Genomic DNA, 15,721 nt, shown 5'->3' with positions numbered 1-15,721 from the left:
CACAGGTTGTCACAACGCGGAAAAAGCGATCGCCCGGCTTCCGGACGGACGACCGGGCGACCGAGCGTGCCGGGGTGTGTGCGCTCAGGCGCAGAGCTTGGCGCTTGCGAGGCGATTGAGGCTGACGCCTTGCTCGGCGGCCTGGATGATCAGCGCGCGGTGCGCCTGCGGCGGGATGCGGACCTTGAATTCGCCGCTGTAGGTTCGGTCGGCGATCGGTTCGGGCACGGTCTCGCCGTTCGCGGTCATCTCGCTCACGACGTCGGCGACGAGCCGGCGAATGCCGACCAGTGCGCCCTCCGGTGTTGCGTCGAGCCACGAAAGAGACGGGAATTCCGCGCAGAGGCCGACGTGCTCCCCGTCCTCCGGGGACCACGTTACGCGGTACGTAAAGTGGTCTTGGGTCATGATTTCTGTTCCTTCAGTCGATCGATCGCGTCGAGAACCTGCGAGATCTCGAACAGATCGATGAAGCGCACCTTCGCGGGCTTGCGCGTCATTTGGTCGAGGATTCTTCCATTCGCTTGGCGTAGCCTGTGGTGCCAATAGTGACACCATTGGTCGATCATCGTCGACGGCCCTCGTCCAGCCATCATTCCGGCGCGATGGCGCCGTTTCAGATTTTTGTCGAATCCTGTGCAATATTTCAGATTCGTTGATAGTTCGACTACCGTTTTACCCGTTATTCGGCATATTGGGGGATGCCCTTAGGCGCTATGATACCGGCCTGACATCAGCGCCCACCGTTACGAAACGTAGCGAAACGGTCATCCGGGTACGCTGGGGTGCCCTGTTTTAGCCGTTCGCGAGACGAACAGGGCGTTGACTGAAAAGAACGATATTCGGCCAGTAATCGATGATTGAAAACCAGCGAGAATCAGTTTCTCTGCGACGCGCGTGCGCGTCGCTGGCCATTGCGGCGTTGCTTGCAGGATGCGCGTCGCAACCGGACGCGATCCAGCGGAAAACCGGCTGGATGCGGGCGGAAGTTGCCGACTCCTATATCTATGCGTATCCGCTCGTGCTGATGGACGTCGCGAAGGAAGCCGCGACGGGCGGCGACGGCGCGCAACCGGGGCAGGCGCCGCTCAACACGCTGCGCCACGCGCAGGCGCTGCCGCCCGTCGGCGCGGTCAACCCGCCGCTGCCGGGCGTCGACACGCTCGACTCGACCGGCTGGCTCGATGTCGCCGCCGAACCCGTGATCGTCACGCTGCCCGACACGCGCGGCCGCTACTGGGACGCGCGTGCGCTCGACATGTGGACCAACGTGCTGTGGTCGTCGTCGAGCGTCGCCGCACGCGGCCCCCGTGGTGCCGGCCGATCGCAAACGATTGCCTTCGCCGCGAAGGACTGGCAAGGCACGTTGCCGAAGGGCGTGCTGCGTGTCGACGTGCCGTCCGCCAATGCGTGGCTCGAAGTGCGGTTGCAGACGAGCGGCGGGCGCGACCTGACGAACGTGAAGAAGCTGCAGCGCGCGATCCGCGTGGTGCCGCTGTCGGTGTACACCGGCGCCGAGCGCGGTGCGTCGGTCGCGGTCCATGCGGGCAGCGCGCCGTCCGAGGCGGTGGGGGGCGGCACGCCGGCCGAGCAGGTCGCCGCGCTCGACCCGAAGGCGTTCTTCACGCGCTTCGCGCGGGCGCTGCAGGACAATCCGGCGCCGGCCGACGACGCGCACGCGCAGGAATCGCTCGCCGACATCGGCGTGACGGCCGGCTACCCGGTGCTGTGGACGGGCGACCGTCTGACGGCCGCGACGGCCGGCGTCGCCGAGGCGCGCGCGCGGCTCGCGGCGGCGCCGTCGAACCTGCTGAACGCGAACGGCTGGAGCTGGATCGGCGATACGGCCGGCAAGTACGGCCAAGACTACGCACTGCGCGCGTACGCGGCCTACACGCAGTTCGGCACCGCGACGCGCGACGACGAGACGCTCGCGGTCGCCCGCGTCGACAGCGATGGCCATCCGCTGAACGGCGCGAACCGCTACGTATTGCATTTCGCGCCGGGCGCGCTGCCGCCGGTGCGCGCATTCTGGACACTCACGCCGTACACGACCAACGGCGCGCTGCCCGACGTCGGGTCGGCGCGCCGCTCGCTCGGCGATCGCGACCGGCTGCGCCGCAACCATGACGGCTCGATCGACATCGTCGTGTCGGCGTCGCCGGGCGGCACGCATGCGGCCAACTGGCTGCCGGCGCCGCGTACCGATTTCGCGCTCGCGTTGCGCCTGTACGCGCCGAAGCCGCAGGCGAGCGACGGGTCCTGGATGCCGCCCGTCATCGTCCGGAAATGAACGGTTGACCGTCGCCGTTGTCCGACCGGCGGGCGCTGCGGCGGCGCCCGACCTCCGTACCGTCACCTCCTGAGCCTATACTTTCGGGATAGCGTGCGCGGCCGCCCGGTTATCCGGTGCGGCCCGGCATCCATTCCCGAGGCATTCAAGCATGGCAAGCGCAGACAAAGAAACCGTACCCTCGACCCTCCATGCCCTCGGCGGCGTTGCACGCTCGCGCCGCACCCGGCGTATCGGCATCGGCGTGCTGATCTTCGTCGTTTTATTCGGAGTGCTCGGCTTCTTCGCGGCGCCGCCGCTGATCCGCCATGTCGCCGAACAGCAGTTGAGCAAGCAGCTCGACCGGCCGGCCACGATCCAGCGCATCGCGCTGAACCCGTACACGCTGAACCTCGAAGCCGACGGCATCCACCTCGGCGAGCGCGGCGGCCAGGGCGATTTCATCGACATCGGCAAGCTGGTCGTGCGGCCGTCGTGGTCGTCGCTGTTCCGCGGCGCGCCGATCGTCAACGAGGTCCGACTCGACTCGCCGCGCTTTCACATCGTCCGCTACGATGCGCAGCGCTTCAATTTCACCGACCTGATCGAGAAGTTCTCGTCGCCGACGCCGAAGCCCGACAGCAAGCCGACGCAATTCTCGGTGTCGAACATCCAGGTCAACGACGGCCGGATCGATTTCGACGATCGCCTGCTGAACGAAAAGCACGTGGTCGACAACTGGACGCTCGGCATCCCGTACATCGCGACGCTCGCCTCGAAGACCGACATCTTCGTCGAGCCGAAGCTGCGCGCGCGCTTCGACGGCAGCCCGATCTCGATCGACGGCAAGACCAAGCCGTTCGCGCAGTCGCGCGAATCGGAGATCGCGCTGAAGTTCGACCGCCTCGACGTGCCGAAGCTGATCTCGTACGTGCCGGCGAAGCTGCCGGTGGCCGTGACGAGCGGCCTGCTCAGCAGCAACCTCACGGTCAATTTCGTGATGAGCGGCGAGACGCCGGCGCTGCGCGTGTCGGGCACCGTCGACCTGAACGACGCGAAGGTGACCGACCGCGCGTCGGCGCCGCTGTTCGCCGCGCGCGGCGTGCACGTCGCGGCGGCCGGCCTCGAGCCGCTGCGCAACGCGATGCACTTCGACGAGATCCGGATCGACCGGCCGGTGGTCGACCTGTCGCGCGACAAGCAGGGCGTGCTGAACGTCGAGAAGCTCGTCGCGCAACCGGCCGCCGCGCCGAAGGTCGAGGCCGGGGCTGGCAAGCCGGCCGCGTCGGCCGTCGCCGCCGCATCCGGTGCGTCCAGTGCGTCCAGTGCGTCCGGCGCCGTCGCCGCCGCCAGCGGCGCGAAGGCCGAACGTAGCGCCGCCGCGAAGGAAGCGCCGCCGCTCGACCTGACGATCCGTCATGTCGCGATCGACGGCGGCACGATCAACGTCGACGACCGCGTGCCGGCGACGCCGACCGCGATGTCGCTGACGAAGCTCGCCGCGACGCTCGACGGTTTCTCGCTGCAGGGCAAGACGCCCGCGAAATACACGCTGTCGACGTCGCTGTCGCGCGGCGGCGACGTGACGGCCGAAGGCGCGTTCAATCTCGCCGCGAAGCAGGCCGACACGAAGCTGACGGTCGCCGCGCTCGCGCTGCCGGCGCTGCAGCCGTACCTCGGCGAGGCGACGCGCGCACGCGTGCTCGACGGCACGCTCGGCGCGACCGTCAACGCGAAGACCGACTGGGGCAAGACGCCGCTTGCCGCGGAAGTCGCCGACAGCACGGTCAGCCTGAAGTCGCTGAAGATCGCCGCGCCGGACAACAAGGCGCCCGCGATCGTGCTGCCCGACGCGAGCGCGAAGATCGCGAAGGTCGACGTTGCGGCGCGCACCGCGGAGATCGCGAGCGTCGACGCAAGCGGGCTCGCGCTCGACGTGAAGCGCCTGAAGGACGGCAAGATCGACCTCGCGGCGCTCGCCGAACCCGCGCAGGCGGCGGTGCCGAAGCGCACGGTCGCGCGCAAGGCGCAGGCCGCCGCGCCGTCGTGGCACTACCGGATCGACGCGCTGAACGTGAAGGAGGCGTCCGCGAACTTCACCGACCTGTCGACGCCGCGTCCGGTGAAGCTGGCGATCAAGCCGCTGGAGCTGTCGGTGCAGAAGGTGAGCGACGACCTGACGAAGCCGCTGCCCGTGCAACTGAAAGCGACGCTGAACCGCAAGGGCTCGCTGAACGTGACGGGTGACGTGACCGCGCAGCCGCTGAAGCTCGGCCTGAAGATCAACGGCAACCGCCTCGACGCGGCCGCGTTCGAGCCGTACTTCGGCAGCGCGCTGAACGCGACGATCGCCAGCGCGCTGCTCAACGCGCAGGGCAACCTGACGTTCGCGCAGGTGAAGGACACGCCGCGCGCGACCTATCGCGGCGACGTCGCGCTGGTCGACGTGCGGATGCTCGACAAGGCGACGTCCGACCCGTTCGCCGGCTGGCGCTCGCTCGCGCTGTCGAACCTGAAGGCAAACTACGACGAGAAGGGCACCGACGTCGACGCCGCGCGCGTGACGTTCTCGAACTTCTACGGCCGCGTGCTGCTCGATGCGCAGGGGCGGCTGAACCTGAAGGACGTGGTCGCGAAGGAGACGGGCCCTGCGCAGTCGCTCACGCGCGACGCGAGCAAGGGCGAGCCCGTGCCGCTGTCGCCGGGCGTGACGCCGCCGGCCGCCGCGCAGGCCGCATCGGCCGCGGCCGCGCAGCAGGCGTCCGTGCCGGCCGCCGCGTCGGCGACGGTGGTCGTGAAGGCCGCGCCGCAGCCGCAGAACCCGGTGCGGATGCACTTCGGCGAACTGGTGCTGCAGAACGGCCGCGTCACGTACACGGACAACTTCATCAAGCCGAACTACACGGCGAACCTCGTCGCGATCAAGGGCACGGTCGGCGCGTTCGGCACGGATTCGACGACGTCCGCGCCGGTCGACGTCGCCGCGAACCTCGCGGGCAACGGGCCGATCTCGATCAAGGGCTCGGTGAACCCGCTGATCGAGAAGCCGGCGCTCGACCTCACGGCGACCGCGCACGACATCGAGCTGACCAACCTCACGCCGTATTCGGCGAAGTACGCCGGCTATCCGATCACGAAGGGCAAGCTCAACGTCGATCTGCACTACCAGCTCGCGAACGACCAGCTGTCGGCGAACAACCACATATTCATCGATCAGCTGACGTTCGGCGATCGGGTCGAGAACGACACGGCGACGAAGCTGCCGGTGAAGCTCGCGATCTCGCTCTTGAAGAACACGCGCGGCCAGATCGACGTGAACCTGCCGGTGTCGGGCTCGCTGTCGAATCCGGAGTTCAGCGTCGGCGGCCTGATCTGGCATGCGGTGCTGAACCTGATCGCGAAGGCCGTCACGTCGCCGTTCACGCTGCTCGCGAATGCGTTCGGCGGCGGCGGCGAGGATCTCGGCTACGTCGAGTTCGCGCCGGGCTCGTATGCGCTGACCGACACGCAGCAGAAGAAGCTCGACACGGTCGTGAAGATGCTGACCGAGAAGCCGTCGATTCGCCTCGACCTGATCGGCCGCGTCGATCCGGCGCAGGACACGCCGGGGCTGCGTGACGCGTACGTCGAGCGGCTGGTGCGCCAGCAGAAGCTGAAGGACGTGGTCGGGCAGGGCGAGAGCGTCGATCCGATGTCGGTGAAGGTCGACAAGGCCGAATACTCGAAGTACCTGACGCGCGCGTACAAGGCCGCCGACTTCAAGAAGCCGCGCAACCTGGTGGGCCTGCAGAAGACGCTGCCCGATGCGGACATGAAGCAGGCGCTCGCCGATCATGCGCCGGCCGACGACAACGCGCTGCGTGCGCTCGCGCAGCAGCGCGCGCAGGCCGTGCGCCAGTACCTCGACGGCAAGATCGATTCGAGCCGCATGTTCGTCGTCGCGCCGAAGCTCGATGCGAAGGGCATCTCGGACAAGGGCGCGACGACCCGCGTCGACTTCGGGCTGCAGTAAGCGTTACCGCCGTCCGTCATCCCGCATCCGCCGCCGCGCCCGTACTCGTCGGGCGCGGCGGCTTTTTTTCAGCGGCCGGCGATCGCCGGTTCGCGCTTGTCCAGTTCCTTCCTCGCGGCCAGCGGCAGACGCGCGTCGTCCCACTGCGTCAGCCATTCGATTTCCTTCGCGGTGAACACCGGTCCGTAGTTGCGCAACGCGTACTGCAGCGCGTCGACGACGTGATGACGGATGATTTCAGGGGTACGTGCATCGTCCAGCACGAACCGGAGAGCTTCCAGGGTCGACATACTCGTGCTCCGGGTCAGGGGAAACCCTTTATCACACGCCAATAGTCGCGGGCCAACCCGAAAAAAAATCCCGCCGCACGGGCCGGCGCACGCGAGGGCCGCGGATTGCGACCGCGTGATGTCATTTGCGATTGGTTACGTTTGACAGAGAACAGAAAGCCCCGCTTCATCCGAGCGCCGCACGATCCGGCGATATTTTGCGCGCCTGAAGGCAGGTCACGTGGTTCAACATCAATCGGTGAGGTGGGGTGATGATTTCCAGGTTCATCAAGCAACGGAAAATGGCGGCGATGGTGGCGGGTGCGCTGGCGCTCGCCAGCGCGGGCGTGCATGCGGCGCAACAGGACGGCAACGCTCAGGGCGGGGACAACGGCCGGGCGAGCCGCGTCGTGAAGCACGTGCTGCTGCTGAGTATCGACGGCCTGCACGAACAGGATCTCGCGCGCTGCATTGGCGCGAATACGTGCCCGAACATCGCGGTGCTCGCGAAGAGCGGTGTGACGTATGCGAATGCGTATACGCCGGGCCTGTCGGATTCATTCCCGGGCCTCGCCGCACTGGTGACGGGCGGCTCGCCGAAGACGGCCGGCCTGTTCTACGACGTGTCGTACGACCGCAACCTGTACGCGCCGAGTGACACCACGTGCTCGGGCAAGCAGGGCTGGAACGTCGTGTTCGACGAGACGACCGGCATCGATGCGCAGAACGGCGGCGCGCTCGTGCACCTCGACGGCGGCGGCGCGTTCAATCCGCAGGCGATCCCGCATGCGAAGGTCAACGGTCAGTGCGTGCCGGTCTACCCGCACAACTACGTGAAGACCAACACGGTGTTCGAGGCGGTGAAGGCCGGCGTGCCGAATGCGCGCACCGCGTGGGCCGACAAGCACGCGTGGGGCTACGACTGGCTGAACGGCCCGTCGGGCACCGGCGTCGACGACCTGATGCGCACCGAGATCAATTCGATCGACCCGGCGACCAACACCGCGTACACCGACGTCTATTCGCACACCGCGCGCTTCGACAACCTGCACGTGCAGGCGCTGATCAACCAGATCGGCGGCCGCGATTCGACCGGCACGAAGACCGCACCGGTGCCGACGCTGTTCGGCGCGAACTTCCAGACGCTGAGCGTCGCGCAGAAGGCGCCGGTCGCGAAGGGCGGCGGCTATCTCGACGCCGATTTCACGCCGAACGGGCAGGTCGCGAACGCGATCACGTATGTCGACGACGCGATCGGCCATGTCGTCGCGGCGCTGAAGCAGGCGAACCTGTATTCGTCGACGGCCGTGATCGTCACGTCGAAGCACGGCCAGTCGCCGAGCGATCACACGAAGCTCGTGAAGAACGGCGACACGCTGACGAAGCTGCTCGAAGCGAACAACTACCTCGACCCGAACGGCAACTTCGGCCAGAACAACACGACGACGGGCAACCTGAACGACGGTTCGGGCCTGGTCGGCACGGGCTTCGTGCAGACCGACGACGTCGGGCTGATCTGGCTGCGCGACCGCAGCCAGCGCACGGCCGTCGTGCAGACGCTGAAGGCGAACCTCGGCTGCAACGCGCCGGGGATCTGCGCGGACGGCCCGCAGGCATACGTGCTGTACGGCGCGGCGCTCGCCGAGCGCTTCGGCGATCCGGCCAACGGCCGCACGCCGGACATCGTCGTCCAGCCGAATCCGGGCGTGATCTACACGTCGAGCACGAAGAAGGACGAGGAGCACGGCGGCAACGCGCCGGACGACAGCCACCTCGGCCTGCTCGTGTCGTATCCGGGCATTCATCGTGCGCGCACGGTGAACGACCTCGTCGGCACGAAGCAGGTCGCGCCGACGATCCTCGCGCTGCTCGGCGCCGACCCGCGCCTGCTGCAGGCGGTCGTGGCCGAGAACACGCGCGTGCTGCCGGGGCTCGGTATCGGGCGTTGAGCGTGGGGAAGGGCGGTGCGTCCGCGGCATGACGCGGGCGTTTCGGAAGTTGAGTGGGGTGAACGCGGCGCCGGGCGGATCATGGCGCCGCGATGCCGGTGCATGGCTTGAATTCAGGCGCGTGCACCGGCATATTCGTCGCGCATCACCCGTTCAACGACGTACCGAGAGGATCGCTCATGCGCCTGCTGCTTGCCCTGCTGCTTCCGTGGTTCCAGTTCTTCACGATCGGCCGCCCGATCGCCGGGATCATCTGCCTGCTCCTGCAACTCACGGTCATCGGCTGGTTGCCGGCCGCGATCTGGTCGGTGTATGCGCTGAGCCAGTACAAGACCGATCGCAAGATCGACGCGGCGCTGCGCGGGCGGCCGTAGACGCGCAATGCGCGGTGGGGTGATTCAGCCGCGTGGTTCGTATTTCGGTAGAAATCTATATATTTCATTCACATCGGCGATGTGATTTGTATGGATTTCTGCCTAAATGGCGGATTCGTGCGTTGTTCGGCTTGATGTATCCAGCCGAAACCGCTGCCGAATGACAAAGCGGCCGCCCGGTCCATCGTTCGACCGGGCGGCCGCTTTACCTACTTCACCGCAAACAGCGTCAGGTTCATGAAGATCTTGAACGCATAGCCGAGCGTGACCGCGCCGATCACGCCGCCCGCCCACAGGACGACGAACCACATCCAGCCGCGCATCCGCGGCCGCGGCGCCTCGGGCGGGCGATCGGCGGAATCAGTGGTGGTAGTAATGCTGGTCTTCATGGCGCACCTTGCCTCGGAATACCCAGTAACCCATCGTCGTGTAGGCGATGATGATCGGGAGGATAACCGCTGCGCCGACCAGCGTGAAGGTCTGGCTCGAACGCGGCGCCGCCGCTTCCCAGATCGTCATCGTCTGCGGAATCGCATACGGGAACAGCGTGACGAGCAGGCCGACGTAGCCGAGCAGCACCAGCGCCAGCGCGAGCACGAACGGCGTCATGTCGTGCCGGTCGCGCACCGCGCGACGCATCCACGCCGCGCACGCGGCGACCAGGAACGGCACCGGCAGCAGGCGCCAGAACAACCCCGAATCGAACCAGCGCTGCGCGATGGCCGGGTCCTGCAGCGGCGTCCACAGGCTGACGATCGCGATGAAGCCGAGCAGCACGACGGTCAGCGGCCACACGACGCGATGCAGGCGGCGCTGCAGGTCGCCTTCGGTCTTCGCGACGAGCCAGCAGCAGCCGAGCAGCGCATAGGTCACGATCAGGCCGAGGCCGGTCAGCAGGCTGAACGGCGTGAGCCAGTCGAACGCGCCGCCGGCGTACACGCCGTCCTTCACGTCGATGCCCTGCAGGAACGCGCCGAGCGCGATGCCCTGGAACAGCGTCGCGCCGGCCGAGCCGCCGATGAACGCGAGATCCCACAGCTGTTTCGTGCGGCGCGCCTTGGCGCGGATCTCGAACGACACGCCGCGGAAGATCAGGCACACCAGCATGAAGATCAGCGGCAGGTACAGCGCCGACAGTACGGTCGAATAGACGACCGGGAACACCGCGAACAGCCCGGCGCCGCCGAGCACGAGCCACGTTTCGTTGCCGTCCCACACGGGCGCGACCGTGTTCATCATCAGGTCGCGTTCCTTCTCGTCCGGGAAGAACGGGAAGACGATGCCGATGCCGAGGTCGAAGCCGTCGAGCACGACGTACATGAAAAGCCCCAATGCGATGATCGCGGCCCAGATTACGGTGACGTCCATAGGTTTTCTCGTAAGCGAAAGGAGTGGGCTCAGACGGTCTCGATCAGCTCGTCGACGGCCGACATCGGGCGGCGCGCGGTGTGATCGGGGCGCGTATCGGGTTCGTCGTCGTGCTTGACGTCGGGCAGCGCGGGGCCGGCCTTCATCAGCTTCAGCATGTAGTACACGCCGGTGCCGAACACGAGGAAGTACACGATCACGAACGTCATCATCGACAGGCTGACCTGCTGCACCGACAGCGGCGACACGGCTTCCGCAGTGCGCTTCACGCCATACACGACCCACGGCTGGCGGCCGGCTTCGGTCGTCACCCAGCCCGCGAGCAGCGACACGAAACCGGTCGGGCCCATCGCGAGCGCGAAGCGCTGGAACCCCTTCGATTCATACAGGCGGCCGCGGCGACGCAGCAGCCAGGCGAGCGCGGCGAGGCCGATCATCGCGAAGCCGAGGCCGACCATGATCCGGAAGCTCCAGAACACGACCGTCGAATTCGGGCGGTCTTCCGGCGGAAAGTCCTTCAGACCGCGGATCTCGCCGGCCCAGCTGTGCGTGAGGATCAGGCTGCCGAGGTGCGGCACCTTCACCGCGTAGCGGGTCGTTTCCGCCTGCATGTCCGGAATGCCGAACAGGTTCAGCGCGGTACCGCCCTTTTCGGTTTCCCACAGCCCTTCGATCGCGGCGATCTTCGCGGGCTGGTGCTTCAGCGTGTTGATGCCGTGCTGGTCGCCGATCACGGCCTGCAGCGGCGCGAGCACGAGCAGCAGCCACAGCGCCATCGAGAACATCTTTTTCACGCCCTTGTCGCGGCGACCCTTCAGCAGGTGCCACGCACCCGTCGCGGCCACCACCAGCGCGGCGACGATGAACGCGGCGATCGCCATGTGGAACAGGCGGTACGGGAACGACGGGTTGAAGATGATCGCGAACCAGTCGGTCGGCACGACGCGGCCGTCGACGATCTCGAAGCCCTGCGGCGTCTGCATCCAGCTGTTCGATGCGAGGATCCAGAACGTCGAGATCAGCGTGCCGATCGCGACCATCAGCGTCGCGCCGAAGTGCGCGCGCGGGCTCACGCGGTTCCAGCCGAACAGCATGATGCCGAGGAAGCCGGCTTCGAGGAAGAACGCGGTCATGACCTCGTACATCAGCAGCGGGCCGGTGACGGCGCCGGCGAAGCTCGAGAAGCCCGACCAGTTGGTGCCGAACTGATAGCTCATCACGACGCCGGAGACGACGCCCATCCCGAACGCGACCGCGAAGATCTTCGACCAGAACAGGCAGAGCGTTTTGTAGTACTGCTTGCCGGTCTTGAGCCAGCGATATTCGAGCACGGCGATGAAGCTGGCGAGGCCGATGCTCAGCGCCGGAAAGACGATGTGAAAGGAGACGGTGAACGCGAATTGCAGGCGGGCCAGATCGAGGGCCGAAAGTGCGGTGTCCATACCAGATGACCGAGGCTGACGATACCCGCCGGCGGGTGCCGGCGGACCCCGGCGGACAGGCGTCGGGGTTGGCTGGAGTATGTGCCGCGATGTTGCACCGCGAAATGCGCCAACTCGTCGCAGATGTCCAGTCCGTCGCGCGCGATTTCGGGATAAATCGTTGATTCGTATCAAGAACGTCGTTCGCGGCGCGCGCGGTCGCGGCGTGGCGGTCTGACGCACGTGCGTCAATATGGCGCGTCGCGTCATCGGAACGGTTTTGCGCAGACGAAAACCGTGTGCCGGGACGGCGATCGGTTTCGATGCGTTAAACGCGTAACGCGAGCGTTCGAACGGGCGGGGCGTCTGTGACACGGGTAACGTCGCGCAACATTCGCGCGCCGGCCCGTAATGGATCCCCGAGCGCGTGCGGCGTAGCGTTCGGGATGCCTGGTTCGGATCGCCGAACCGGCCTGCCGGAGAACGTGACGTGAATGGATTGAAGCTCGCGCTGGGCGCGGCGGCCGCGCTCGCGGTCGCGACGGGCGGCGTGGCGCATGCCGCCCGGGTCGGGGTCTATATCGGCCCCGGCTACCCGTATTACGCCCCGGTCGTCCCTGCGCCGTACTACTACCCGCCGCCCGTCGTCGCGGTGCCGGTCGCTCCGCCGCCGCCGCCCGAGTATGTCGAGAAGGGGCAGCCGCAGGACGACGGCGACGCGGACCTCTGGTACTACTGCGACGCGTCGAAGCATTACTACCCGCATGTGAAAACCTGCAAGTCGGGCTGGCGCGCGGTGCCGGCGCGGCCGCAGTGACGGAGGCGCGACGATGAACACCGTATTTCGACCGCTGCGCGTGCCGGCCGTGCTGGCGCTGGCCGCGCTGCTCGGCGCGTGCGCCTACCTGCCGAGCGGGCCGAGCGTGATGGCGCTGCCGGGCACCGGCAAGTCGTTCGACCAGTTCCGCGCGGATGACGGCAGTTGCCGGCAGTATGCGTTCCAGCAGTCGGGCGGCGTGAGCGCCGGGCAGGCGTCGACCGCGAGCGCGGTCGGCAGCGCGGCCGTCGGCACCGCGCTCGGCGCGGCGGCCGGCGCCGCGTTCAACGGCGGCACCGGCGCGGCGGTCGGCGCGGGCGCGGGGCTGCTCGCGGGCAGCGTCGTCGGTGCGGGCGCCGCGCAGGGTTCGGCCTACGACGTTCAGCGCCGCTACGACTATGCGTATCTGCAGTGCATGTATGCGACCGGCAACCGTGTGCCGGTGCCGGGCGGCATGAGCGGGGGGAGCGGCGGCGGGTATGGCGGTAGCGGATACGACACGGCGCCGCGCGCGGCGCCGCCGATGCCGCCGGCGGGCGTCCAGCCGCCGCCGCCGCGATACTGATCCGCGCGATCGCATGCCTCCATCGGCACGCGCTGCGTGAATTGCGTACACTCTGAGTCTCGTTTTCGGCAGGGCCGGACGCAGGGATGCCGGCTCGCGTTTTCTCAGGGCACAGCGATGATCGATTTACGCAGCGATACCGTGACACGTCCGAGCCAGGCGATGCTGGCTGCAATGACCGCCGCCGAAACCGGCGACGACGTCTGGGGCGACGACCCGACCGTCCTGCGCCTGCAGGCGGTGACGGCCGAGCGGGCCGGCAAGGAAGCCGGCCTGTTCTTCCCGAGCGGCACGCAGAGCAACCTGGCCGCGCTGATGTCGCATTGCGAGCGCGGCGACGAGTACATCGTCGGCCAGCTCGCGCACACCTACAAGTACGAAGGCGGCGGCGCGGCCGTGCTCGGCAGCATCCAGCCGCAACCGATCGAGAACGCGCCGGACGGCACGCTGCCGCTTGCGAAGATCGCTGCGGCGATCAAGCCGCTCGACAATCACTTTGCCCGCACGCGCCTGCTCGCGCTCGAAAACACGATCGGCGGCCAGGTCTTGCCGGAAGGCTATGTGCAGGAAGCCGTCGCGTTCGCGCGCAGCCGCGGGCTGTCCACGCATCTCGACGGCGCGCGCGTCTGCAATGCGGCGGTTGCATCGGGTCGCCCGATCGCCGCGTTGTGCGCGCCGTTCGACACCGTGTCGATCTGCTTCTCGAAAGGGCTCGGTGCGCCGGTCGGCTCGGTGCTGGTCGGCAGCCGTGCGCTGATCGAGCGCGCGCAGCGCTGGCGCAAGGTGCTGGGCGGCGGGATGCGGCAGTCGGGCATTCTCGCGGCGGCGTGCCTGTATGCGCTCGATCACAACGTCGAGCGGCTCGCGGACGATCACGCGAATGCCGCGCATCTCGCCGAAGGGCTCGCGCGCATCGACTCGGTGAAGGTGCTGTCGCATGCGACGAACATGGTGTTCGCGCAATTCCCCGAAGCCGATTGCGCGCCGCTCGAGGCATGGCTCAAGGAACGCGGGATTCTCACGCAGATGCTGTATGCGTCGCGCTTCGTCACCCACTGCGACGTGTCGCGCGCGGACATCGACACGTTCCTCGGCGCGGTCGGCGAGTACTTCTCGCAGCGGCGCGCGTGAAGCGGAGTGCGTCGGCCGGCGACGGGCCGGCGCGACGTGGCATGACGCAGGACGCGGAGGGTTGACGCGGCGCGTCGTCGGTCGATCGTTGCCGTGCCGGCGGATTACGCCTGCCGCGGCGTGTCGGCGGGCGGCGTGCCGTCGTGGAACAGCGATTTCAGCTGCGTGCGCAGTTCGGCGCTGTCGGTGTGCTGGTGGACCGAGACCGCGTGTTGCACGGCGGCCTCCAGCAGTTCGTTGTCGGAGTCGGCGGAAATCGCGACCGAGCAATGCATCGCGCTGGGAAACTCGCGGCAATCGATATAGCGGCGGGACATGATGTTCTCCTCACATGAAAGGGAACGGCCGGACCTGGACGATCGGCCGCGCGGCGCGTTCGCGAGGCCGATGGAAAAAGTATAGGCGGCGCGGCCGACTTTCTCGTCGGAGTGCGTACCGCGCCGGCCGACCGTATCGATCGCCGGCGCGGCTGCCGGCGCGTTACGGCAGCGGCGCGAGCAACCGGCGCGCCGCTTCGACGACCCGCTCCGACAGCGACGCCATCGTCGGCGACTGCACGGTCCACGCGTGCCAGTACAGCGTGACGTCGGTCGGATGCGCGGGCGCGAGATCGACGAGCCCCTGCGTATCGAGCGGCGCGGTGCCGATCAGCGGCTCCGGCACCATCGCGTAGCCGAGCGCGTGCCGCACGGCCGCGAAGTGCGCATGAGTGCCCGGCACGTAATGGCACGGGTAGGCGCCGTCCGGCAGCCCGAACTTCTCCTTCAGAAACGACGATTGGAGCGTGTCGCGCCGCGAATACGCGACGACGGGGGCCTTGCGTGCGCTCGTGCGGTTCAGCCCGCGCGGAAACCAGCGCACCGCGAACGCGGCGGCCGCGAGCAGCCGGTAGCGCATCGTGCCGAGCGGCGTCGCGATGCAGCCGCGCATCGGCTTCGGCTCGGTCGTCACGCAGCCGACCGCCATTCCGCTTTCCAGCAGCGCGAACGTGTGATCCTGATCCTCGACGATCAGCTCGAACAGGATCCGCTCGCCGGCGAGCACGGACGTCAGCGCGGGCAGGAACCAGGTGCCGAGGCTGTCGGCGTTCAGCGCGATCGTCACGGAGATCGGCGATTCGCGTTCGGTCGCGAGCGTGCTCTGCAGGTCGGCCTGCAGCAGCGCGACGCGGCGCAGGTGCTGCAGCACGCGCTGTCCGGCCACGGTCGGGCGGCACGGCCGCGTGCGCAGCACGAGCGGCGTGCCGAGGCTCGCTTCCAGCGCGCGGACCCGTTGCGTGACGGCGGACGCGGTCACGTGCAGGCGCACGGCCGCCTGCTCGAAGCTGCCGGTGTCGGCGACGGCCAGCAGCGCGGCGGCCTGCTTCGGATCGATCGTCATCGACATGTCGGGGGCATTCCTGTGAGCGGAGACGAGAACAGGCCGTAGTGTAAGGCAGCGTGGGCCGCCGTCCCGGCGCGGCGAATCGTCCCGCCATGCGCGATTCGTCGCCGGAATCGGTTGCCGCGTATGGGATGCGCTGCGGCGCGGGCATTTTGATCTA

15 protein-coding genes are annotated in these 15,721 nt (G+C 67.8%); 7 read left to right on the top strand and 8 right to left on the bottom strand.

Translation table 11 applies throughout. From position 1 onward, the window contains the following. Nucleotides 1-84: 84 nt before the first annotated feature. The gene (locus DFS13_RS21960) at nucleotides 85-408 is read right to left on the bottom strand and encodes a type II toxin-antitoxin system HicB family antitoxin (RefSeq protein ID WP_111442120.1); all 324 of its coding nucleotides are present in this window, start codon (nucleotides 406-408) and stop codon (nucleotides 85-87) included. Nucleotides 409-496: 88 nt separating this feature from the next. Next, a complete protein-coding gene (locus DFS13_RS41220) occupies nucleotides 497-547 on the bottom strand; it encodes a hypothetical protein (protein ID WP_353739180.1) in 51 nt (16 codons plus the stop codon). Between the two features lie 309 nt (nucleotides 548-856). Between DFS13_RS41220 and DFS13_RS21950 the strand changes: the two genes are divergently transcribed. Then, nucleotides 857-2,293: a DUF1254 domain-containing protein gene (locus DFS13_RS21950; RefSeq protein WP_006486342.1), complete on the top strand. Its 1,437-nt coding sequence runs from the start codon at nucleotides 857-859 to the stop codon at nucleotides 2,291-2,293. A 151-nt stretch (nucleotides 2,294-2,444) separates the two neighbouring features. After that, on the top strand, nucleotides 2,445-6,284 hold the full coding sequence (locus DFS13_RS21945; protein ID WP_111442119.1) for a DUF748 domain-containing protein: 3,840 nt from the start codon (nucleotides 2,445-2,447) through the stop codon (nucleotides 6,282-6,284). A 68-nt stretch (nucleotides 6,285-6,352) separates the two neighbouring features. Here DFS13_RS21945 and DFS13_RS21940 read toward each other — a convergent pair whose 3' ends face one another. Then, the gene (locus tag DFS13_RS21940) at nucleotides 6,353-6,574 is read right to left on the bottom strand and encodes a hypothetical protein (RefSeq protein WP_034178311.1); all 222 of its coding nucleotides are present in this window, start codon (nucleotides 6,572-6,574) and stop codon (nucleotides 6,353-6,355) included. 251 nt (nucleotides 6,575-6,825) lie between these two features. Between DFS13_RS21940 and DFS13_RS21935 the strand changes: the two genes are divergently transcribed. Then, entirely contained in the window at nucleotides 6,826-8,502 is a 1,677-nt protein-coding gene (locus DFS13_RS21935) for an alkaline phosphatase family protein (protein WP_105865869.1), read from the top strand. A gap of 179 nt (nucleotides 8,503-8,681) precedes the next feature. Then, complete coding sequence (locus tag DFS13_RS21930; RefSeq protein WP_006487958.1) at nucleotides 8,682-8,876, top strand: YqaE/Pmp3 family membrane protein; 195 nt, start codon at nucleotides 8,682-8,684, stop codon at nucleotides 8,874-8,876. A 209-nt stretch (nucleotides 8,877-9,085) separates the two neighbouring features. Here DFS13_RS21930 and DFS13_RS21925 read toward each other — a convergent pair whose 3' ends face one another. The 3 genes from DFS13_RS21925 to DFS13_RS21915 are packed head-to-tail and all read right to left on the bottom strand — an operon-like array spanning nucleotide 9,086 to nucleotide 11,686. Then, entirely contained in the window at nucleotides 9,086-9,265 is a 180-nt protein-coding gene (locus DFS13_RS21925; protein WP_034187692.1) for a hypothetical protein, read from the bottom strand. Further along, nucleotides 9,237-10,244, bottom strand: a complete 1,008-nt coding sequence (cydB, locus tag DFS13_RS21920; protein WP_006494372.1) for a cytochrome d ubiquinol oxidase subunit II — start codon at nucleotides 10,242-10,244, stop codon at nucleotides 9,237-9,239. The genes DFS13_RS21925 and cydB overlap by 29 nt, the downstream gene beginning before the upstream one ends. Before the next feature lie 29 nt (nucleotides 10,245-10,273). Beyond that, the gene (locus DFS13_RS21915; protein WP_111442117.1) at nucleotides 10,274-11,686 is read right to left on the bottom strand and encodes a cytochrome ubiquinol oxidase subunit I; all 1,413 of its coding nucleotides are present in this window, start codon (nucleotides 11,684-11,686) and stop codon (nucleotides 10,274-10,276) included. A 469-nt stretch (nucleotides 11,687-12,155) separates the two neighbouring features. Between DFS13_RS21915 and DFS13_RS21910 the strand changes: the two genes are divergently transcribed. From DFS13_RS21910 to ltaE, 3 genes are all read left to right on the top strand, one after another. Further along, nucleotides 12,156-12,482: a hypothetical protein gene (locus tag DFS13_RS21910; RefSeq protein ID WP_048987733.1), complete on the top strand. Its 327-nt coding sequence runs from the start codon at nucleotides 12,156-12,158 to the stop codon at nucleotides 12,480-12,482. A gap of 13 nt (nucleotides 12,483-12,495) precedes the next feature. Further along, nucleotides 12,496-13,047 carry a YMGG-like glycine zipper-containing protein gene (locus DFS13_RS21905; protein WP_059722149.1) on the top strand — a complete coding sequence of 184 codons (552 nt, stop codon included), beginning with the start codon at nucleotides 12,496-12,498 and terminating at the stop codon, nucleotides 13,045-13,047. A 117-nt stretch (nucleotides 13,048-13,164) separates the two neighbouring features. Beyond that, nucleotides 13,165-14,178 (top strand): low-specificity L-threonine aldolase, encoded by a 1,014-nt coding sequence (gene ltaE, locus DFS13_RS21900; RefSeq protein ID WP_034203185.1) that lies wholly within the window; start codon nucleotides 13,165-13,167, stop codon nucleotides 14,176-14,178. Between the two features lie 104 nt (nucleotides 14,179-14,282). On the opposite strand, the gene DFS13_RS21895 is transcribed toward ltaE, so the two are convergent. Continuing rightward, nucleotides 14,283-14,495: a DUF1059 domain-containing protein gene (locus DFS13_RS21895; RefSeq protein WP_006480352.1), complete on the bottom strand. Its 213-nt coding sequence runs from the start codon at nucleotides 14,493-14,495 to the stop codon at nucleotides 14,283-14,285. Between the two features lie 163 nt (nucleotides 14,496-14,658). After that, nucleotides 14,659-15,564 carry an HTH-type transcriptional regulator ArgP gene (locus DFS13_RS21890; protein ID WP_006490811.1) on the bottom strand — a complete coding sequence of 302 codons (906 nt, stop codon included), beginning with the start codon at nucleotides 15,562-15,564 and terminating at the stop codon, nucleotides 14,659-14,661. Nucleotides 15,565-15,721: the final 157 nt, after the last annotated feature.

Source organism: Burkholderia sp. 28_3 (assembly GCF_003253915.1).
GTDB lineage: Bacteria > Pseudomonadota > Gammaproteobacteria > Burkholderiales > Burkholderiaceae > Burkholderia > Burkholderia cenocepacia.
The sequence above is the reverse complement of the archived record's forward strand: the minus strand, read 5'-3'. Positions and strand labels throughout refer to the sequence as shown.